At 64.8% G+C, this 19,626-nt stretch carries 16 protein-coding genes; 14 read left to right on the forward strand and 2 right to left on the reverse strand.

The window, feature by feature from the left end; all coding sequences use genetic code 11:
- The first annotated feature begins 117 nt into the window (after positions 1-117).
- From AC1DY9_RS15860 to AC1DY9_RS15875, 4 genes are read left to right on the forward strand one after another with little or no spacing between them, the layout of a single operon-like run.
- Complete coding sequence (locus AC1DY9_RS15860; RefSeq protein WP_457281812.1) at positions 118-1,137, forward strand: branched-chain amino acid ABC transporter permease; 1,020 nt, start codon at positions 118-120, stop codon at positions 1,135-1,137.
- Positions 1,134-1,877 (forward strand): ABC transporter ATP-binding protein, encoded by a 744-nt coding sequence (locus tag AC1DY9_RS15865; protein WP_457281813.1) that lies wholly within the window; start codon positions 1,134-1,136, stop codon positions 1,875-1,877. Before AC1DY9_RS15860 ends, AC1DY9_RS15865 begins: the two co-directional genes overlap by 4 nt.
- Positions 1,874-2,620 carry an ABC transporter ATP-binding protein gene (locus AC1DY9_RS15870; protein WP_477667003.1) on the forward strand — a complete coding sequence of 249 codons (747 nt, stop codon included), beginning with the start codon at positions 1,874-1,876 and terminating at the stop codon, positions 2,618-2,620. Before AC1DY9_RS15865 ends, AC1DY9_RS15870 begins: the two co-directional genes overlap by 4 nt.
- Positions 2,621-2,625: 5 nt before the next feature.
- Complete coding sequence (locus AC1DY9_RS15875) at positions 2,626-3,255, forward strand: ATP-binding cassette domain-containing protein (RefSeq protein ID WP_477667004.1); 630 nt, start codon at positions 2,626-2,628, stop codon at positions 3,253-3,255.
- 20 nt (positions 3,256-3,275) lie between these two features.
- Here AC1DY9_RS15875 and AC1DY9_RS15880 read toward each other — a convergent pair whose 3' ends face one another.
- Positions 3,276-5,078, reverse strand: coding sequence for a sigma 54-interacting transcriptional regulator (locus tag AC1DY9_RS15880; protein WP_477667005.1), 1,803 nt, complete (start codon positions 5,076-5,078; stop codon positions 3,276-3,278).
- 257 nt (positions 5,079-5,335) lie between these two features.
- Here AC1DY9_RS15880 and AC1DY9_RS15885 point away from each other — a divergent pair, with 257 nt between their 5' ends.
- The 8 genes from AC1DY9_RS15885 (at position 5,336) to AC1DY9_RS15920 (ending at position 16,461) form a co-directional block, all read left to right on the forward strand.
- Positions 5,336-6,790 (forward strand): benzaldehyde dehydrogenase, encoded by a 1,455-nt coding sequence (locus tag AC1DY9_RS15885; RefSeq protein WP_477667006.1) that lies wholly within the window; start codon positions 5,336-5,338, stop codon positions 6,788-6,790.
- An 88-nt stretch (positions 6,791-6,878) separates the two neighbouring features.
- Entirely contained in the window at positions 6,879-7,646 is a 768-nt protein-coding gene (locus tag AC1DY9_RS15890) for a coniferyl-alcohol dehydrogenase (protein ID WP_477667007.1), read from the forward strand.
- A gap of 84 nt (positions 7,647-7,730) precedes the next feature.
- Entirely contained in the window at positions 7,731-9,410 is a 1,680-nt protein-coding gene (locus AC1DY9_RS15895; protein WP_457281819.1) for a DUF1302 domain-containing protein, read from the forward strand.
- Positions 9,411-9,433: 23 nt separating this feature from the next.
- Complete coding sequence (locus AC1DY9_RS15900) at positions 9,434-10,792, forward strand: DUF1329 domain-containing protein (RefSeq protein ID WP_457281820.1); 1,359 nt, start codon at positions 9,434-9,436, stop codon at positions 10,790-10,792.
- Entirely contained in the window at positions 10,792-11,871 is a 1,080-nt protein-coding gene (locus tag AC1DY9_RS15905; RefSeq protein ID WP_477667008.1) for a WD40/YVTN/BNR-like repeat-containing protein, read from the forward strand. Before AC1DY9_RS15900 ends, AC1DY9_RS15905 begins: the two co-directional genes overlap by 1 nt.
- Positions 11,872-11,910: 39 nt before the next feature.
- Positions 11,911-14,337, forward strand: coding sequence for an efflux RND transporter permease subunit (locus AC1DY9_RS15910; RefSeq protein ID WP_477667009.1), 2,427 nt, complete (start codon positions 11,911-11,913; stop codon positions 14,335-14,337).
- On the forward strand, positions 14,334-15,473 hold the full coding sequence (locus AC1DY9_RS15915; protein ID WP_457281823.1) for an ABC transporter substrate-binding protein: 1,140 nt from the start codon (positions 14,334-14,336) through the stop codon (positions 15,471-15,473). Before AC1DY9_RS15910 ends, AC1DY9_RS15915 begins: the two co-directional genes overlap by 4 nt.
- Before the next feature lie 31 nt (positions 15,474-15,504).
- On the forward strand, positions 15,505-16,461 hold the full coding sequence (locus AC1DY9_RS15920) for an alpha/beta hydrolase (RefSeq protein ID WP_477667010.1): 957 nt from the start codon (positions 15,505-15,507) through the stop codon (positions 16,459-16,461).
- Positions 16,462-16,470: 9 nt separating this feature from the next.
- On the opposite strand, the gene AC1DY9_RS15925 is transcribed toward AC1DY9_RS15920, so the two are convergent.
- Positions 16,471-18,588, reverse strand: coding sequence for an acetoacetate--CoA ligase (locus AC1DY9_RS15925; RefSeq protein ID WP_457281825.1), 2,118 nt, complete (start codon positions 18,586-18,588; stop codon positions 16,471-16,473).
- Between the two features lie 93 nt (positions 18,589-18,681).
- Here AC1DY9_RS15925 and AC1DY9_RS15930 point away from each other — a divergent pair, with 93 nt between their 5' ends.
- Together AC1DY9_RS15930 and AC1DY9_RS15935 are read left to right on the forward strand one after the other, a co-directional pair.
- A complete protein-coding gene (locus AC1DY9_RS15930; RefSeq protein WP_457281826.1) occupies positions 18,682-19,125 on the forward strand; it encodes a ribonuclease HI family protein in 444 nt (147 codons plus the stop codon).
- Between the two features lie 107 nt (positions 19,126-19,232).
- Positions 19,233-19,625: a RidA family protein gene (locus tag AC1DY9_RS15935; protein ID WP_477667011.1), complete on the forward strand. Its 393-nt coding sequence runs from the start codon at positions 19,233-19,235 to the stop codon at positions 19,623-19,625.
- Position 19,626 lies beyond the last annotated feature (1 nt).

A 19,626-nucleotide genomic window follows, 5' to 3' on the forward strand; every position in this document is an offset into this window, starting at 1 on the left:
AATATTCTTGCTTATTTAAATAATAGAACGTATATTCTGTTGTGTCCAGCCCTTTTTCAGCACTTATTTTTCAAGCTCCACTCATTCACCCAGAAAAACCGAAGAGACAAGGTCCCCATGCAACTCGCTTCCGGCCGCGCGCCGCTGATCCCTCTGCCGATGCTCGCCACATTGCTGGTGCTGCTGTCCACGCCGCTGTGGGTGGGCCGCGTCGGGCTGTACCAATACCTGGCCCTGGAAATCATGATCTGGGTGTTGTTTGCGATGGGCTACAACCTGCTCCTGGGTTTCACCGGCCTGCCCTCCTTCGGGCACGGTGCATTCTTTGGCACGGGCGCCTACGCCTTCGGCCTGCTGCAACTCAAGGTCTGGCCCAACCTGTGGTTCGACCTGGCCGGCGCGGTGCTGGTCACAGCCGCGCTCGGCGCGCTGGTGGCGCTGTTCATCTCGCACAGGCGCGGCATTTATTACGCATTGCTCACCATCGCATTCGGGCAGGTGTTCTGGTTCATCGCCAACAAATGGCATACCGTCACGGGCGGTGAAGACGGGCTGCTGAACATCAAGCGCCTGCCGGCCGATTTTGGTTTTGTGTCTTTCAATCTCTCCGGCAACAACGCCCTCTTCTTCTTTTGCCTCGTGCTGTTCGGGTTGGTGCTGCTGGCGCTGTGGCGGCTGATCCATTCGCCATTGGGTCGCATCTTCAGTGCCATCAAGCAGAACGAGACCCGCGCCGCCTTTGTGGGCTACAACGTGTGGCTTTACAAGTGGCTGGCCTTCACGATCTCCACCGCGGTGGCGGGCCTGGCCGGTGCGCTGTTCGCCATGGCGCAGCAGTCGGCCTACCCCAACGTCATGAGCCTGCACAACTCGGGATTCGTCGTGATGATGGTGCTGATAGGCGGCGGCCTCGTAAGCTTTTGGGGCCCCATCATCGGCGCCACTTTCTTTATTCTGGCGCGTGACCTGTTGGGCGCCTACACCGAGACCTGGCTGCTCTGGTATGGCCTCGTCTTCATGGCGATGGTGCTGTTCAAGCCCGAAGGCATTGCCGGCGCGTGGCAGGCCTGGAAGGCACGGCCGCGGCGCACTGTGGTGGCCAAACCCGTGACAACCCCCGCCGGAGGTGCACTGTGAAGCTCTTCGAGGCCAGCGGCCTGTCCAAACGCTTTGGTGCCCAGGTGGTGCTGCAAGATATCACCCTCAGCTTCAGGGAAGGTGAGCTCAATGGCATCATGGGCCCCAACGGCGCGGGCAAAACCACCTGCTTCAATGTGCTGACCGGCCGCTACAAGCCCGACCGCGGCCGTGTGACCTTTGCCGGCGAGGACATCACCGGCCTCTCGCCGCGGGAGATTGCCCGCAAGGGCGTGTCGCGCTCCTTTCAGATCATGAACCTCTTCGACAGCTACACCGCGCTTGACAACGTGCTGGTGGCCACGCCGCACGTGCGCAGACAGGGCTTCAACCCCTGGCGCGATCTGGGCGCCGACAGCACGGCGCAACAACTGGCCGCGGCCATCCTCGAGCGCGTCGGCCTCAAGGGCAAGGAGCACGTGCTGGCCAGCAGCCTGTCTTACGGCGAGCGCCGCGCGCTGGAGATCGGTGTGGCACTCGCAGCCGAGCCACGCATGCTCTTCCTCGACGAACCCACCGCCGGCCTGGGCGCCGAAGGCACGGCGCGCCTGATGGAGCTGGTGAAAGAACTCAAGCGTCAGCTCACGATTGTGATCATCGAACACGACATGAATTTCCTTTTCAAGCTCGCCGACCAGATCTCCGTCATCCACTGGGGCCAGGTCATCAGCCAGGGCACACCTGACCAGTTGCGTGAAAACGAATGGGTGCGCCGGTCCAACCTGGGGGCGCTGGCATGAGCGCGGTCCTGAAGTCCGTCATCAAAACCGTGTCGCCGCAGGCCGACATGCTGGCGGTGAACCGCATAGACACCTACTACGGCGAAACGCAGGTGCTGTTCGACGTGTCGCTGAAAGTCGGCGCCGGCGAAGTGGTGGCACTGCTGGGCCCCAACGGCGCAGGCAAGACCACGCTGCTTCGCTCCGTGCTCGGCCTCACGCCGCCACGCAAGGGCAGCATTGCCTTCGACGCGTGCGACATCACCCGTATGCCCACGCACGAGATCGCCAAGGCCGGCATGGGCTGGGTGCCGGATGACCGCCGCATCTTCCCGACGCTGACGGTAGCGCGCAATCTGGCTATCGCCCGCAAGACCACGCGCTTTCGCCCCTGGCAGGAGAAGGAGTGTTTTGAAATCTTCAGCGCGCTCGAATACCTGATGCACCGCGAGTGCGAAAACCTCTCGGGCGGCGAAATGCAGATGGTCGCAATCTCGCGTGCGCTGCTGGGCTCGCCCGGCCTGGTGCTCTTCGACGAACCCAGCCAGGGCCTGGCGCCCAAGGTGGTGCAGGACGTGATGAAAACCATCAGCCGGCTCAAGGCCGAGGGCATTGCGGTGCTGGTGGTCGAGCAAAACGTGCAGAGCGCGCTGCAGGTGGCCGACCGCGCCTATGTGATGAACCAGGGCGTGATCGTCCACGAGGGCCCTGCGGCCGAATTGCGCAACGATGCCGCCTTGTGCCGGCAACTTTTGGGAGTCTGACCCGCATGAGCCATCCACTCCATCCACTGCTACGCGTCGAGAACGTCGCCAAGCAATACCAGCGCGGCGTCTTCCGCAAGACCACGACCTTTTCATTGACCGCCGATTTCGAAGTGCACAAGCCCTGCGTGGTCGGTGTCATGGGCCCTAACGGCTCGGGCAAGACCACGCTGTTCGAGTTGATCACCGGCAGCAACCTGCCGAGCGCGGGCCGTGTGCTGGTCAACGGCCAAGACATCCACCAGGTACGCACGCGCGAGCGGGATCGCCTCGCCATTCACTACCACCAGTCCTACCAGGTGCGGTCTTTCCAGAAAACCAAACCCGACTTCATGTTGGAACACGCACAGAACGACTCGCCGCTGGTGCATCTGTTCGACGAGCCGCAGTTCAATACGCAGGACGGCTACATCGGCTTCATGCTGGACTTCTTCGCCAAACTCAGGGCCAACGGCCGCCTGGTGTTTTTATGCCTGCATCCCAACGAGCCCTACCACGTCGACATCCTGCGGCAATGCTGCGAGCGTTTCATCTTTGTACAAAAAGGTGCGGTCAGCGAAGCGCCTGACTTCGACACGCTGGCGCGCGACGAGAAGGTCAGGGCCTACCTGGGGGCGCTGGCGCCGGCAGCTTGATCCACGGCGCCGCACGCGGTTCAAATCAGGCTGTGTTTTCTGGCGCGGTAAGCCAGCTTCGCCCGCGTGGTGTTGAGCCGCCGCGCCGCCGCTGAGAGATTGCCCTGGCAGGCCGAGATGGCGCGTTCCAGCATGTCGCGCTCGGTTTGCTCCAGGGACCGCTGCGAAGCGGCGGTCCCTGCCGGCACGGGATGCGCGCCGGCCGGCGCCCCCTCGAAGTTCAAGGTGCCTGAACTGCCCTGCATCCGCAAGGTCATGACCTCGGTGCTCAAGGTCTCGCCGCCGGTGAACAGGTGGTGCACGTCGATCAAGCCGTCGGCATCGGCCATGATCACGGCGCGCTCGATCAGGTTTTGCAGTTCGCGGATGTTGCCGGGGAAGTCGTAGTTCAGCAGCGTGCGCACCGAGGCCTGCGTGAAGCCGCCGGTGTTGCAACCGTGTTTGCGCCGGTAGTGGTTCAGAAAATGGTTCATCAGCAGGGGAATGTCGTCGCGCCGCTCGCGCAGCGGCGGCAGGTGGATGGGGAACACATTGAGCCGGAAGAACAGGTCTTCGCGGAATCGGCCTTCACGCACGGCCTGGCGCAAGTCTTCATTGGTGGCGGCCACCACGCGCACGTCGACCGCGATGCCGCGCGTGCCGCCCACGCGTTCGACCTCGCCCTCCTGCAGGGCGCGTAGCAGCTTGCCCTGGGCCACAAAACTCAGCATGCCGATTTCGTCCAGGAACAGGGTGCCGCCGCTGGCCCGCTCAAAGCGGCCTGGCCGCGAATGGCTGGCCCCGGTGTAGGCGCCGCGCTCCACCCCGAACAGCTCGGACTCGATCAGGGTTTCCGGGATGGCCGCGCAGTTCACCGCGATAAACGGCAGCTCTTTGCGCGGGCTGATCCTGTGCAGCATGCTGGCAAACTTTTCTTTGCCCACGCCCGACTCGCCCGTGAACAGCACGGTGGCTGTCGTGCGCGCCACCCGGCTCAATTGATGGCAGGCCGCGTTAAAGGCCGATGAGGCCCCCACCATCGCGTCGCCGGCCGGCACGTCGCCGGTCGCCAGGTCGGCCGGGCCCGCTTCGCTGCGCGCATAGGCCGCGGTGTCGACAAACTCCCTGGCGTTCAGGTAGCGCATGTCTTCTTCGATGTTGTCCCACTTGTCGGCGGACTTGCCGACCACGCGGCATTGCGCCTGGCCCATGGACCGGCACATGGTTTCCCGGAAAACGATGAGGCGGCCGAACAGCGTGCTGACATAGCCCGTGGCGTAACCCACCTGCATCCAGCAGGCCGGGGAGCCGCCTATGCCGTAGGCGGCGATGTGTTCATCGTCTTCGCTGGAGTTGTGCCAGATGAATTCGCCTTCATAGCCGCTGGTGTCCGGGTCGTAGGTCACGCTGACCAGTTCGACCTTCACCACGCCCTCCAGCGCGTGCAGGCGCGTGCCGGCCATGGCTGCAGCCGGCGGGTCGGCGTCGGGCCAGTGCTTGCGCACCAGCTGGGCATCGCGGGCGCCGCTGACATAACCGGCGCGGGTGAACAGGCCGCGGGCTTTTTCGATGCCCAGGCTGTCAATCATTTCGCGGCGCATGGAGCCCAGCGCCTCGGTGTGCAGCAGCACCATGCGCTGGTCCTGCAGCCAGATGCGCCCGTCGCCCGGCGAGAAGAACAGGCATTCGCTGATGTCAGCGATCGTCGGGTGCGTGTCACCGCCGATGTGCGTGCTGGCAAACCCGCCCATGGCTTTGGCCACCGACGCGCTGTCGAAGCTGCCCAGCGCGACACCGGTGGCCCGGGCCACCTCGGCCAGGGAAATGCGATCGGATACGCGCATGGCTTGCTCCTCAATTTGATCAATTGGTGAAATTTGATTCAACTTTATAACCATTTGATCAGAAAAGTATGGGTGATTTCCATGTGCTGCACCGCAGCAAACATACCTAGGGTATGTCCCGGGTTTCCCAGTGAAAAAACTTTGGGTGCAGCGCAGCAAGCGGACTCTTTCGCGCGGCGCTGGTACATGCATTGCGATACAGGAGCACGACGCGCCGATGTGGCGAGCTGATCAAACAACCGTAAGGACAAAAGCAAATGGGTGTATCCGACGCGATGGCATTTCTGGATTTTTCCGCGCTGACGCAAGCGCCGCTAGGCGGCGGGAAGCGCGACGTGGTCGAGCCGGCGACCGGGAAAGTGATGTGCACGGTGGGCATCGCCAATGCGGCGGACGTGGCCGCGGCCACGCGGGCGGCGGCCAACGTGCAAAAGCCCTGGGCCGCCCTGCCCCCGCGCGAGAGGGCCGACGTCTTCCGCCGCGCCGGCGCGCTGTTCCAGCAGCACTTTGATGAACTCGCTCTGTATGCCACGCGTGAGACGGGCGGCATCCTGCCCAAGGGGCAGCATGAGATTCGCGAAGCCATCACCATCTGCCACCTGGCCGCCGCCATGCCGCTGCAGCCCCAGGGCCATGTGCTGCCCAGCGTACCGGGGCGCACCAGCATCGCCCGCCGCGTGCCGCACGGCGTGGTGGGTGTCATCTCGCCCTTCAACTTTCCGCTGATCCTGACGCTGCGCGCGGTGGCCCCGGCGCTGGCCGCGGGCAACGCCGTGGTGATCAAGCCCGACACCCGCACGCCGGTGACCGGCGGCCTGATGATCGCGCGCATTTTTGCGGAGGCCGGCCTGCCCAGGGATTTGCTGCATGTGCTGCCCGGCGACGCCGAAGCCGGCGAAGCTTTGGTCACCGACCCGCTGGTGCCCATGATCGCCTTCACCGGCTCGCCCGCGGTGGGCCGGCGCATCGGCGAGCTCGCGGGCAAGCACCTGAAGAAAGTGTCGCTGGAACTCGGCGGCGCGAACTCGCTGATCATCCTGGACGACGCCGACCTGGACATCGCCGCGAGCAACGCCGCCTGGGCCGCCTACCTGCACCAGGGCCAGATCTGTATGGCCGCCAACCGCATCCTCGTTCACCAGAGCATCGCGGCCCCGCTGCTGCAGCGCCTGGTCGCCAAGGCCACGCACCTGCCGGTCGGCGACGGCGCCACAGGCCAGGTTGCGCTCGGGCCGCTGATCGATGCGCGCCAGCGCGATCGCGTGCATGCCATCGTGCAGGACAGCATCAAGGCCGGCGCGAAGCTGGAAGCCGGCGGAAGCTACGACGGCCTGTTCTACAAGCCGACGGTGCTGTCCGGCGTCAAGCCCGGCATGCGCGTGTTCGATGAAGAGACCTTCGGCCCGGTGGCCAACATCGTCACTTTCGGCAGTGACGAGGAAGCGGTCGCGCTGGCCAACAACAACAGCGGCAGCCTGGCCTGCGCCGTCATCTCCCGCTCCGTGGGCCGCGCCATGGCCGTGGGGCAGCAGCTCAAGGCCGGCATGGTTCACATCAACGACCAGACCGTCAACGACGACTGCGTCAACCCTTTCGGCGGCCCCGGCATCGCGGGCAACGGCACCAGCGTGGGCGGCCCGTCCGACTGGGAGGAATACACGCAGTGGCAGTGGATGACCGTCAAGGACACCGCGCCCATGTTCCCGTTCTAACGGAACGCTTCGACTTTTCGGCTTTTTCGATTTTTTTGGCTCACCACATCAAGGAGACCTTCATGAATCCGCATACCCGGGAGGCTTTATGAGCCTGCAAGGCAAAACCATTGTCATCACCGGCACCTCGTCCGGCATCGGCGCCGAGGTGGCCAGGCTGGCGCGCTTCCAGGGCGCCACGGTCATCGGCATGGACCGCAACGATCCCAGCCTGACGCTGGGCGGCTTCATCAAGGCCGACCTCGGCACCGCCGCGGCCATCGATGCCGCCGTGGCCCAGTTGCCGGCGCAGGTTGACGCGCTGTGCAACATCGCCGGCGTACCCGGCACGGCTGACGGCGAGCTGGTGGCCCGCGTGAACTACCTGGGCCTGCGGCATCTGACGGAAAAGGTGCTGGCGCGCATGCCGCGCGGCGGCAGCATCGTCAACGTGGCGTCCATCCTGGGCGCCGAATGGCCGCAGCGGCTGGCCCTGCACAAGGAGCTGGCGGCAGCCAAAGGATTTGAAGCCGGCGCCGCATGGCTGCGCGGCCACCCGGTGCCGCAGGCGACCTGCTACCAGTACTTCAAGGAAGCCCTGATCGTCTGGAACGCCACGCAGTCGCAGGAGTGGTTCCTGGGCAAAGGCGTGCGCATGAACTGCGTGGCGCCCGGCCCGGTGTTCACACCCATCCTGGGCGACTTCGTGGCAATGCTGGGCCAGGAGCGCGTTCAAGCCGATGCGCATCGCATGCTGCGCCCTGGCTTTGCCGACGAAATCGCACCCGTCATCGCCTGGTTATGCAGCGACGCCGCGCGCTGGGTCAGCGGCGCCAACATTCCCGTTGATGGCGGCCTGGCCTCTACCTATATCTAACTACATCTAACGCTGACACGCCACGGGTGCGAGGGCACCCATCCCCCATTCACGTAACAACGACACATAACGAGGAGACATTCGATGAACAAGGTATTCACCCCCTTCAGGCCAGCCACGCTGGCCTTGGCCTGCGGCCTGGCTTGCGCACTGCCGGTCCACGCCCTGGAATTGGACAACGGCGACCCCGACACCAAAATCCGGCTGGACTTCACACCCAAGTACAGCCTGGCCTGGCGGCTGAAGGACCCGTCCGCACTGCTCACCTCGCCGGCCGCCCGCGGCGATGGCGGTGTGACCAATGAAAACGACGGCGACCTCAACTTCAAGAAGGGCCTGATCTCCAACCGCGCCGACCTGTTGACCGAATTTGACTACAGCCGCAGCAACTGGGGCCTGCGCATCAGTCACTCCGCCTGGTACGACTCGCAGTACCTTCGCGCCAATGCCAATGACGGCACGGCCGGCGTCAGCAACTTCGCCGGCCAGGCCGCCAACCAGTTCGTCCCGGCAACCCGGGAGCAGCATGGCCGTGGAGACGAATTCCTCGACGCCTTCGTCTGGGGCAAGGGATCCATCGGCAGCATGCCAGCCTCGATCCGCGTCGGCAAGCACGCGCTGCAGTATGGCGAGAGCGTGTTCTTCGGCCAGAACGGCATTGCCAACGCGCAAGGCCCGGTGGACATCGCAAAAATCGTCTCGGTGCCGAACTGGCAATTCAAGGAAGTACTGCTGCCGGTGGAGCAGATTTCCGGCACGCTGCAGGTGGCCGATGGCGTGACGCTGGGCGGCTACTACCAGCTCAAGTGGCGGCCCAGCAAGATTCCCGGGGTCGGCAGCTATTTTTCGAACCAGGACTACATAGGCGGCGGCCGTGTCTATCTCGGCGGGCCGGTGCTGCCCACCGACACCAGCCGCGACCAGAAGCCGGGCGACAGCGGCCAGTTCGGCGCCCAGTTGCGTTGGGCGCCGGCCGGCGGCAACTATGAGTTCGGCGTGTACGCGGCACGCTACAACGACAAGACCCCGGCCGTTCCGGTGTTCGACCTGATCAACGGCAATGTGCACAACGTCTACGCCAAGGGCATCAAGACTTTTGGTGCCAGCGTCACTTCGTCGATAGGACAGCTCAACTGGGCGTTGGAGGGCTCGGTGCGCACCGACGCGCCATTGGCCAGCGATCCCGCCGTGCTGGGCGGCGCACCCTTCATGCCACCAGTCAACTGCGACGGCTCGCCCTCCAACCCGTGCTATGCAACCGGCAAGACGGCGCACCTGAATCTGTCGGGCATTTACGTACTCAACAAGTCCAGCCTGTGGGACGGCGGCGCCCTGGTGGCCGAACTGGCCTGGAACCGGCTCATGAGCGTGACAAAAAACCCCAGCGCCGTTGGCTTTGGCGGGCTGGACCCGAACGCAACGCGGAACGCCGCGGCGTTCCGCATGATCTTTGAGCCGCAGTACTTCCAGGTGCTGCCGGGCCTGGACCTGTCCATCCCGCTGGGCCTGGGCTACAACTTCGGCGGCCGTTCCGCAGCCGTTATCAACTTTGCTGGCGGGGCCAGCCAAGCGGGCGACGTGAGCATAGGCATCAAGGGCAAATACCAGAACGTCTGGAACTTCGCCCTGAACTACACCGCCTTCTTCGGCAAGGAAAACACCCTGACCGTCACGGACCCCAGAACCCCCACCCGCATGCTGTCTTATGGGCAAACACTGAAAGACCGCAACTACGTTTCCTTCACCGCTTCCCGCACTTTCTGAAAAACATTACAGAGACAACCATCATGATGCAGACCGCAAAACTTTCATTGCTCGTGGCCGCCCTGCTGGCCGGCGCCATGTCCGCCCAGGCCGCTGTCACCGCCGAAGAGGCCGCCAAACTCAAATCCTCGCTGACGCCCATGGGCGCCGAGAAAGCCGGCAACAAGGAAGGCACCATTCCGCCGTGGGAAGGGGGCCTCGCCAAGGCCACCCCGGGCTACAAGAACGGCGACGCGCGGCCCGACCTCTACCCCAACGAAAAACCCATCCTGTCGATCAACGCCAAAAACATGGCGCAGCACGCCGACAAGCTGACCGACGGCGTGCAGGCCCTGATGAAGAAGTACCCCGACTTCCGCGTCGACGTGTACCCCACGCACCGCACCGCGGCGGCGCCGCAGTCGGTGTACGACAACACCTTCAGGAACGCCACCCGGGCCAAGACCATTGAAGGTGGCTACGGCATGGAAGGCGCTTTTGGCGGCACACCATTTCCGATTCCCAAAGACGGCTATGAAGCCATGTGGAACCAGCGCACAGCCTGGCGCGGCGGCAACTTTTCCATGCCGATGCGCGTGTGGGTGGTGACGTCCGATGGCAAGCGCACCATGGCCTCCGGCGGCACGCAAACCATACGCCAGGCCTTCTACGACAAGGACGGCACCGCCGAGAAGTTCGACGGCTATTACCAGTACGGCAAGCTGGTGGTCAACGCGCCGGGCTCCAAGGCGGGCGAAGCCATTCTCGCGCTCGACGGTGTTTCGGATGCCGCGCCGCGCGGCCTGTGGCAGTACCTGGTGGGCCAGCGCCGCGTGCGCAAAGCGCCTTCCGTGGCCTACGACACACCCGACTCGGTGACCTCCGGCATCGGTCTGTTCGACGAGGCCTTCACGCTGTTTGGCCCGATCGACAAGCACGAATTCAAGCTGGTGGGCAAGAAGGAAATCTACATTCCCTATAACAACAACCGCGCCGCCTCGGCCAAGATCGAAGACCTGGTGACGCCCAACACGCTGAACCCTGCGCAGGTACGCTGGGAGCTGCACCGGGTATGGGAAGTGGAAGCCACACTGGCTGCCGGCAAGCGCCACGTGGTGCCCAAGCGCAAGTACTACATCGACGAAGACTCCTGGCAGATCGCGCTGTTCGACGGCTGGGACGCCAAAGGCCAGCTCTGGCGCACCAACTACGCACTGATGCTGACGGCACCGGACATTCCGGCCGTGACCAACGTCGTGCTGTGGGGCGGCTATGACATGCAGACCGGCGCCTATTACCTGAACATGGCTTCCAACGAGCTGCCCAAGCAGTACGAAGTGCAGCCGCCGATTCCGCGCTCCTTCTTCAGCGCTGAATCGCTCGCCAGCGAAGGCGCTCGCTGATGACCGGAAGTGCCCAGCCTCGCGCTGCGCGGCGGGCAGCCCTGATGGGGCTGCTCGGCTGGGTGGCCTCCGCTGCACTCCCCGCGTGGGCTGCCAACGGGCCCGCCGTGTTGTCACAGCCGGCGCTGGTCACGCCCAAGGCGTCAGGCGCGGCCACATTGGCCGTGACACGGGCCGGCACCCGGCTCGTGGCGGTGGGAGAGCGCGGCACGGTGTTGCTGTCGGATGACCATGGCGCCACCTGGCGACAGGCGCAGGTGCCTGTGCAAGCCACCTTGACGGCCGTGTGTTTCGCCGATGAACGCACCGGCTGGGCCGCAGGACACCTGGGCGTGATTTTGCGCAGCGTCGACGGCGGGGCCACCTGGGAAAAGCAGCTCGATGGCATCCAGGCGGCCGAGCTGGTGAAGCAGGCTGCGCAGCGCAGTGGCGACAGCCAGGCCATGGCGCAGGCAGAGCATCTGGTTGAAGAAGGTGCAGACAAACCATTTTTTGACCTGGAATTTGTGGATGCCCGGCGCGGCTTTGCCGTCGGTGCTTACAACCTGATTTTTGCTACCGAAGACGGCGGCAAGACATGGACCGCGTGGGGGCCGCGGCTGCCCAACCCGAAAGCCCTGCATCTGTACGGCGTGCGCGCCCACGGCCGCACGCTGGTGATCGCCGGTGAGCAGGGCTTGCTGCTGCGCTCAAGTGACGGCGGGGCCAGCTTTACCGCGTTGCAGTCACCGTACAAGGGCAGCTTTTTCGGCCTGCTGCGCACCCGAGGCGGCGCGCTGGTGGCCTACGGCCTGCGCGGCTCAGCCTATCGCTCGACAGACGAGGGCGTGCACTGGGACAAGCTCGACACCGGCGTGCCCATGGCGGTGGGAGCCGGCATGGCTTTGCCGGACGGCGGTTTTGTGCTGATGAGCCAGGCGGGCGACGCCCTGATGGGCACCGCAGGCGGGCCCGGCCTGCGGCGCATCCCGGCACGCGAGCCGGTTCCGGTTTCCGGCGTTGCCCTGGCGGCCGACGGCAGCCTGGTGCTGGCAAGCCTGCGTGGCATGCGGCACTTGCCCGCACTGCCGGCTAACTGAAAACAACGAAGAGACATACGCCGCCAACAGCGAAACTTTATGCACGCCGATTCCTCCTCCTCCGCTTCCTCTTCAGATACCCAGCCCGTCGTCGCGCGGCTTGAAGACTTTGACACGCGTTCGGGCACGCTGCTTGAGCGCGCTTTTTTCAATCACCGGCCCTGGGTCATGGCGGTGTGCCTGCTGCTGACCCTCGTGCTGGGCTGGCAGGCCACCAAGCTGCAGCTCAACGCCAGTTTTGAAAAAACCATTCCGACGGGCCACCCCTACATCGTCAACTACCTGGCCCACAAGGCCGATCTCGGCGGCCAGGCCAATGCGCTGCGGCTGGTGGTGGAGGCCCGGCAGGGCACGATCTTCGACAAGGCCTACCTCGATGCGCTGCAGAAGATCAACGACGAAATCTTCCTGCTGCCCGGCGTGGACCGGCCTTTCATGAAGTCGCTGTGGACATCCAACACCCGCTGGGTGGCCGTGACCGAAGAAGGCCTGGACGGCGGGCCGGTGATCCCCGATGCCTACGACGGCTCGCCTGCCAGCCTGGCCGGGCTGCGCGCCAACGTCGAGCGCTCGGGGGAAATCGGCCAGCTGGTGGCGGGCGACTTCAAGTCCAGCATCGTGTTTGTTCCCTTGCTGGACCGCAACCCGGACACCGGCAAGGCACTGGACTATGGCGATTTGTCACGCCAGATCGAAGTCCTGCGCGCCAAGCACGGCAGCGATGCGCTGCAGATCCGCGTCACCGGTTTCGCCAAGGTGGCTGGTGACCTGATCGAGGGCCTGCATCAGGTGTTGCTATTCTTCCTGCTGGCACTTGCCATCACCACCGCGGTTCTTTTTGCCTACACCCGCTGCGCCCGCAGCACCGCGCTGGTGGTGGCGTGTTCGGTGGTGGCGGTAGTCTGGCAGTTCGGCTTGCTGGCATTGCTGGGCTATGAGCTTGACCCCTATTCGGTTCTGGTGCCCTTCCTGGTGTTTGCCATCGGCATGAGCCACGGCGCACAAAAGATGAATGGCATCATGCAGGACATAGGCCGCGGCACGCACCGTGTGGTGGCGGCCCGCTATACCTTCCGGCGCCTGTTCGTCGCAGGCCTGACCGCCCTGCTCTGCGATGCTGTGGGCTTCGCGGTGCTGGTCATCATCCAGATCAAGGTCATCCAGGACCTGGCCCTGATTGCCAGCATCGGCGTGGCGGTTCTGATCTTCACCAACCTCGTGCTGCTGCCCATCCTGTTGTCTTATGCGGGTGTGGCCCCTGCTGCGGCGGCGCGCAGCCTGCGCCAGGAAGCATCACAGGGGGCGCAACGTTCATGGCTATGGGCCTTGCTGGACCATTTCACGCAAAAGCGCTGGGCCACGGCAGCAGTGGTCGTTGCGGCGCTCATGGCCGCAGGCGGCTATGCCATCAGCCTGCACTTGAAAATCGGCGACCTCGACCCCGGCGCGTCCGAGCTGCGGCCCTGCTCGCGCTACAACCAGGACAACGCCTACCAGATCGCCCACTACGCGGCCAGCGCCGACATCCTGACTGTGATGGTGACCACACCCGCGGATAAATGCACGGCCTACGGCACGCTGGCCAAGGTGGACGCCCTGGCCTGGCAGCTTGAACAATTGCCCGGGGTGGAGTCCACCAACTCGATGGCCGCGCTGTCCAAGCTGGCCATGGTGGGCTACAACGAAGGCAACTTCAAGTGGTTTGAGCTGCTCCCCAATGAAGGCGCCCTGGGCGGGGTGCAGACGCGCGCGCCGCGCGAACTCTTTAACCAGAGCTGCTCATTCCTCGCGCTGTACGTCTACCTGAAGGACCACAAGGCCGAAACCCTGGCGCGCGTGGTGGCCGATGTGGACCGCTTCGCTGCGATCAACAACACGCAGGACGTCACCTTCAAGCTGGCCGCGGGCAGCGCCGGCATTGATGCGGCGACCAATATCGTGGTGGGCAAGGCCATGCGCGAGATGCTGCTGTGGGTGTATGCAGCGGTGGTGATTTTGTGCTGGGTCACCTTTCGCTCCTGGCGTGCGGTGGTGGTGGCGGTACTGCCGCTGGTGCTGACCTCGATCCTTTGCGAGGCGCTGATGGTGGGCTTGGGCATGGGGGTGAAAGTTGCCACGCTGCCGGTGATTGCGCTGGGCGTGGGCATCGGCGTGGACTATGCCCTCTATGTGCTCAGCATCACGCTGGCCCGCATGCGGGAAGGCGCCAGCCTGTCCGAGGCCTACCACCACGCGCTGCAGTTCACCGGCCGCGTGGTCCTGCTCACCGGCATCACGCTGGCGCTAGCCGTTGGCACCTGGGCTTTTTCGCCCATCAAGTTCCAGGCCGACATGGGCATTTTGCTGGCCTTCATGTTTGTGTGGAACATGGTGGGGGCGCTGGTCCTGCTGCCCGCGCTGGGCTACTTCCTGCTGCGGCCGGCGGTGGCCCTGCCCATGCCGGTCAATGCACGAGTGCCGGTATGAGCCGGCGTAGCGACACACTGACCCGCCGCACGCGCAGGCTTCTTGGCACGGCGATGCTGCTGGGCGCGGCCGCGGCAAGCCATGCCGCGCCCGACACCCTGGTCGTCGGCCAGTCTCTGCCGCTCACCGGTGCGGGCTTTCCGGTCGCCAACCGCGTGCTGGCCGGCGCCCGCGCGCATGTGGAGCGCGTCAACGCGTCGGGCGGAATTGCCGGGCGACGCGTTGAACTGGTGACGCTGGATGACGGCGGTGACCCACGGCGTGTGGCGGCCAACCTGCGCATCCTGGTGGGCCAGCACAAGGCGGTGCTGATTGCCAATTGCCTCGGTGAACGGGCCTGCCTTGAGGCTGCCCAGGCCACGCGCGAACTTCGCGTGCCGCTGGTCGGCCCGATGTCGGGCGCGTCGGCTTTGCGTTCCCCCGATGTCCGCCATGTTTTCAGCCTGCGACCGGATGATGCGCGCGAGGCCGATGCACTGGTGCGCCAGCTGGCATCCATCGGCGTCACCCGGGTGGCGGTGCTGGCCGACGGTTCCGAACCGGCGCGCACCGAGGCGCTGGTGGCAGCCTTGCAACGCGACGGCCGGCAGGTCACACGCATCACCGCCGACGCGCGGCTGGCGTCCATCGAAGCGGCATTCCGCGACGTGGCCAAGGCCGCGCCGCAGGCCCTGGTCCTCAACCTGGGCAACGAGGTGCTGGATGCGCTGGGGCGGCTTCCGGCCTCAGCCTATGACAGCGTGCCGTCCACCGTCGCCACTTTGTCGACGGCGGGGCTGACGCAGCTGACACGGCTGTTCCGCAACCGGCTGGTGGGCTACACCAGCGTGGTGCCGAATCCCGAGGTGGCCCGCCTGCCCATCGTGCGCGAGCTCGAGCGCGATGCAGACGATTTCATCGGCCCCGAAGCTATGACCTTCGAAGGCCTGGAGTCCTACCTGAATCTGCGTGTCTGCACGGAGGCACTGCGCCGCGCCGGGCCCCGCGCCGACGGGCTGCGCCTCGGCGAGGCGATTGAAAGCCTTGGAGCACTGGACCTGGGCGGCTTCAGGCTCTCGTTCGGCCGGGAGCGGCACCACGCCTCGGACCATGTCGAGATCGGCATGCGCGCCCGCGACGGCAAATTGTTGCGATGAACACGTTACCCACCCATGAGGAGACTCTCGAATGAATGCTGTTGTGAAGCCGGTGCTGGAGACGGCCGATATGGACCCTGGCCTGGCCGGCTTTCTGGCCCAGGCCGCCGCGCAAGGCAATCCGCCGCTGGAAAGCCTGCCACCTGCCATCGCACGGCAGGTTTACCGCGAGCTGGCCGACACATTGGGTTTGCCGGCCCCGGCCATCGGGAAAGTGGATGACACCAGCTTTCCCGGTCCGGGCGGCCCCGTGCGCCTGCGCGTGTACAGCCCCGACACCATCGGCCCCTGGCCTGTGCTGCTGTATGCGCATGGCGGTGGTTTTGTAATCGGCGACCTGGAGACCCATGACAAGGTCTGCCGCACGCTGTGCCACCACACCGGCATGCTGGTCGTGGCGGTGGATTACCGGCTGGCGCCGGAGCACCCCTTCCCCGCCGCACCTGACGACGTCGAGGCCGCCTTGCGCTGGGTACTGGCAAATGCCTCTGCGTTGGGCGGCGACGCAAACCGTATCGCGGTGGCCGGCGACAGCGCCGGCGCACAGCTGGCACTGGTGGCATCACGGCGCGTGAACGCAAAAGCCGTTCGCGCGCTCGGCCTGATCTATCCGGTGGCACAACACCCCAGCCAGCCCAGTGCCTCCTACCCGGAGAACGAAGGCAAATTTCTCAGCATGGGCGTGATGCAGTGGTTTATGGCCAGCTATCTCGGCAAGCAGGCCGGTGCGGACAAGCATCCTGACTTTGCCTTGCTGGACTCAGGGGGCCTGGCGAACCTTCCCGCCACCTGGGTGGCCACCATGGGCCACGACCCGTTGCGTGACGAAGGCCATGCCCTCGCACTGCGCGTGGCCTCGACCGGGGTGGAGGTGGCGCACCGGCACTACCCGGAGGCGATTCATGCCTGTATCCATTTCACTGCCGTATCGCCTGTCGGTTTGCGGGTCATGACGGACCTGGCGCAGTGGTTGCGCGCGCGGGTGTGAACCGCCTGCTCAATCCCGTCGATCACCTGCGGCACGCTTTTGCGCGAAAGCCACGTACCAGTCCAGGCAACCGGGGTTGGCCATCGCGTCGCGGTTCACCACCTTCTCCAGCGGCTGGCCCAGCAGCAGTTTCTTGATCGGCAATTCCTGCTTCTTTCCCGAGAGCGTGCGCGGAATTTCCGGCACGGCGAAGATGTCGTTGGGCACAAAGCGCGGCGACAGCGCGGTCTTGACGGCCTGGTTGAGTTTGGCTTTCATCGCGTCATCCAGCTCGTGGCCGGGACGCAGTACAACGAAGAGCGGCATGTAACTTTCACGGCCCAGGTATTCAAGGTCGACCACCATGGAGTCCAGCACTTCGGGCAGCGCCTCAATCGCGCTGTAAAGCTCGCTGGTGCCCATGCGCAGGCCGTGGCGGTTGATAGTGGCATCGCTGCGGCCATAGATGATGCAGCTGCCCGAGGGCGTAACCTTGAGCCAGTCGCCATGCCGCCACACGCCGGGGTAGGTGTCGAAGTAGCTCGCGAGGTAGCGTTGGTTGTCCTTGTCGCCAACGAAGTAAAGCGGCATGGACGGCAGCGGCTGCGTGCAGACCAGCTCACCGACTTCATCGACGACGGACTCGCCCTTGTCGTTCCAGGCCTCGACCGCGCAGCCGAGGATGCGGCATTGCATTTCGCCGGGAACCACGGGCAGTTCGCGGTTGCCGCCTATAAACGCACCGGCGAAATCAGTCCCGCCGGAAATATTGCACCACCATATCGGTGCCCCCACGCTTTTCACTTCGTGTAATACGCTGCCCCCCGAGGGGGCTGCCTGGCCTTGGGGCGGCCCGGCGGTCAGGCGTCTTCGGTTTTCCCGATCACGTAGCTTCTCGAACTGCGCGGTTCCCCATCGCTGCGTGTCCTCACTCAGCGGTGATCCCGTCGTGCCCAGCGTGCGCAGCCGGCTCAGGTCTCCGCACTGTGCGAGGTCAATGCCCGCCTTCATGCAGTTGGCAAAGAAGGCCGCGCCCGCTCCGAAGAAGGTAGCGCGGGTGTTGGCGACAAAGCGCCACAGTGTGGTCCAGTCAGGTGCGTCCTTGTTCGTGCCCGCCGGGTTGCCGTCGTAGATGCAACAGGTCGTGCCGTTAAGCAGGCTGGCGGCCTGCACGTTCCACATGATCCAGCCGGTGGAGCTGTACCAGTGAAATCGTTCCGGATTGGCCGGGTCGGCATAACTGGGTGCCAGGTCGTTGTGCAGGCGCAGCAGCGCCAGCCCCACCAAGGCCACGCCACCATGGCCGTGGACGATGGGTTTGGGCAAGCCGGTGGTGCCGCTGGAATAGACGATCCACAATGGGTGGTCAAACGGCAGCCAGAGTGGCTCGAAGGCCGCTGTTTGTGCATCGTTTCGGGCTGTGGCGCTTTGCAGGTATGCGCAACCAGCTATCAAATCAATAGCATTTGAATTGCCGGGCAGCACCTCGTGAAGGATCACGTGCGTGACGCTGGGCAACGCCGCAACCAGCTCCGCCACCACGCTGCGGCGGTCGATGTCCTTTCCGCCGTAGTGCACGCCGTTACAGGCAATCAGCACCTTGGGCTCAATCTGGCGAAAACGGTCCAGCACAGCGGGCGTGCCCATGTCGGGCGCGCACACGCTCCACACGGCGCCTATGCTGACCGTCGCGAGGAAGGCGACCATGGTCTCGGGCGTGTTGGGCAAGTAGGCGGCCACGCGGTCGCCGGGCTGTACGCCCTGCGCCTTCAGGTGCAAGGCCAGCGACGCCGACTGCCGGCGCATCTCGGCCCAACCCAGTTCCCGCGCTGCTTCGCCGTTCGCCAGGCTGGCTTCACCGTGACTGACGATGGCAGGCACGCCCGCCGCGTCGGCCGCGGCCGTGTGGCGGAACACCTGCTGCGCGTAGTTGCCCTGCGCACCGGGAAACCACTCAGCCCCCGGCATGCTGCGCCGGCCCAGCACGGCCGTGTGCGCGGTGGGCGACTGCAGTTCGAAGTAATCCCAGATGCTTTGCCAGAAGGCGTCGAGGTCGGTGACCGACCAGCGCCACAGCGCGTCATAGTTGTCGAATGACAGGCCGCGTGTGGCCTGCAGCCAGTTTTGGTACTTGCGTATCTGGAACATGGCCGTAACCATAAACCAGGACGAGGCGGATGCGACCCGGTGGTATCCCCGCCATGGCCTATATTGGCTGACTCCGCATGAAAGAAGTGCTCATTGAATAGCGCCCCCTGGATCATCTACTGCGACGGCAGCGCCGTGCCGAACCCTGGCCGTATGGGCCTGGGTGCAGTCGTTACCGGGCCGGACGGCAGCCGGCATCCGCTGTCTATCACCGCGGAAGGCCGAGGCTGCAACAACGAAGCGGAGTTGCGTGCGCTGATGGCGGCCATGCAGTACGCCGGGCAGCAGGGTGCAACGGCGCTGCTTGTTCACTGCGACAACAGCGTGGTGGTCCAGCAGCTGGCGGGAACTGCCACGGAGCCATTCCTGCGCCTGGCTCCGCTGTTCGAAGAGGTGCGCGCCGTGCTGCACTCCTTCGCGAGCGCGCGGCTGGTGTGGATACCTCGCCACCGCAACCGGGAGGCCGATACGCTGGCCCGGGCGGCGGTGGGGCTGATGCCCAAAGGCCCGACGCCAACGATCAGGCGTCGCCGTTAGCCGCAGGTGTGAATGCTTCGTTCCCGCGCGAAGCAAAGAAGTGCCGTAGCCGCGTACAAATGTGGATGTACCCGCATCACCCCGCACACCCTGCCCAGGAGCAACGCATGGCCAAAGAGATTATTCGCGTCGAGCCCCTTTCAACCTGGCTCGAGCGGTGGAAGGCGCCCACTTCGGTCATGACGCGCCATGGCGATACGGTCTATGTCTCTGGCCTTCCGCCGTTTGATCCCGCCACGGGTGAGGTCATCAATGCAAGCCTCGAACGCCAGACCGAGCTGGTGCTGGAGCAGATGAAGCTCTGCCTGGAAACAGCGGGTTCGTCGCTGGACCAGGTGCTGAAGTGCAACATCTATTGCACATCGGTCGAGAAATTTGCAACGGTCAATGCTATTTACGCCCGCTACTTTCCCCAGGATCCACCGGCCCGGATTTTCATCTGCGTGCCGGCATGGCCAGGGCACTTTGACATCGAGATCGATTGCGTCGCCGCCTGCTAGC

The organism is Polaromonas sp. P1_F6 (assembly GCF_056405695.1).

Coding starts and splice junctions, on each gene's coding strand:
- AC1DY9_RS15915 (WP_457281823.1), top strand. CDS start 14,334: ATGAGCCGGCGTAGCGACACACTGACCCGCCGCACGCGCAGGCTTCTT.
- AC1DY9_RS15905 (WP_477667008.1), top strand. CDS start 10,792: ATGACCGGAAGTGCCCAGCCTCGCGCTGCGCGGCGGGCAGCCCTGATG.
- AC1DY9_RS15890 (WP_477667007.1), top strand. CDS start 6,879: ATGAGCCTGCAAGGCAAAACCATTGTCATCACCGGCACCTCGTCCGGC.
- AC1DY9_RS15875 (WP_477667004.1), top strand. CDS start 2,626: ATGAGCCATCCACTCCATCCACTGCTACGCGTCGAGAACGTCGCCAAG.
- AC1DY9_RS15935 (WP_477667011.1), top strand. CDS start 19,233: ATGGCCAAAGAGATTATTCGCGTCGAGCCCCTTTCAACCTGGCTCGAG.
- AC1DY9_RS15900 (WP_457281820.1), top strand. CDS start 9,434: ATGATGCAGACCGCAAAACTTTCATTGCTCGTGGCCGCCCTGCTGGCC.
- AC1DY9_RS15885 (WP_477667006.1), top strand. CDS start 5,336: ATGGGTGTATCCGACGCGATGGCATTTCTGGATTTTTCCGCGCTGACG.
- AC1DY9_RS15910 (WP_477667009.1), top strand. CDS start 11,911: ATGCACGCCGATTCCTCCTCCTCCGCTTCCTCTTCAGATACCCAGCCC.
- AC1DY9_RS15870 (WP_477667003.1), top strand. CDS start 1,874: ATGAGCGCGGTCCTGAAGTCCGTCATCAAAACCGTGTCGCCGCAGGCC.
- AC1DY9_RS15880 (WP_477667005.1), bottom strand. CDS start 5,078: ATGCGCGTATCCGATCGCATTTCCCTGGCCGAGGTGGCCCGGGCCACC.
- AC1DY9_RS15925 (WP_457281825.1), bottom strand. CDS start 18,588: ATGTTCCAGATACGCAAGTACCAAAACTGGCTGCAGGCCACACGCGGC.
- AC1DY9_RS15920 (WP_477667010.1), top strand. CDS start 15,505: ATGAATGCTGTTGTGAAGCCGGTGCTGGAGACGGCCGATATGGACCCT.
- AC1DY9_RS15860 (WP_457281812.1), top strand. CDS start 118: ATGCAACTCGCTTCCGGCCGCGCGCCGCTGATCCCTCTGCCGATGCTC.
- AC1DY9_RS15895 (WP_457281819.1), top strand. CDS start 7,731: ATGAACAAGGTATTCACCCCCTTCAGGCCAGCCACGCTGGCCTTGGCC.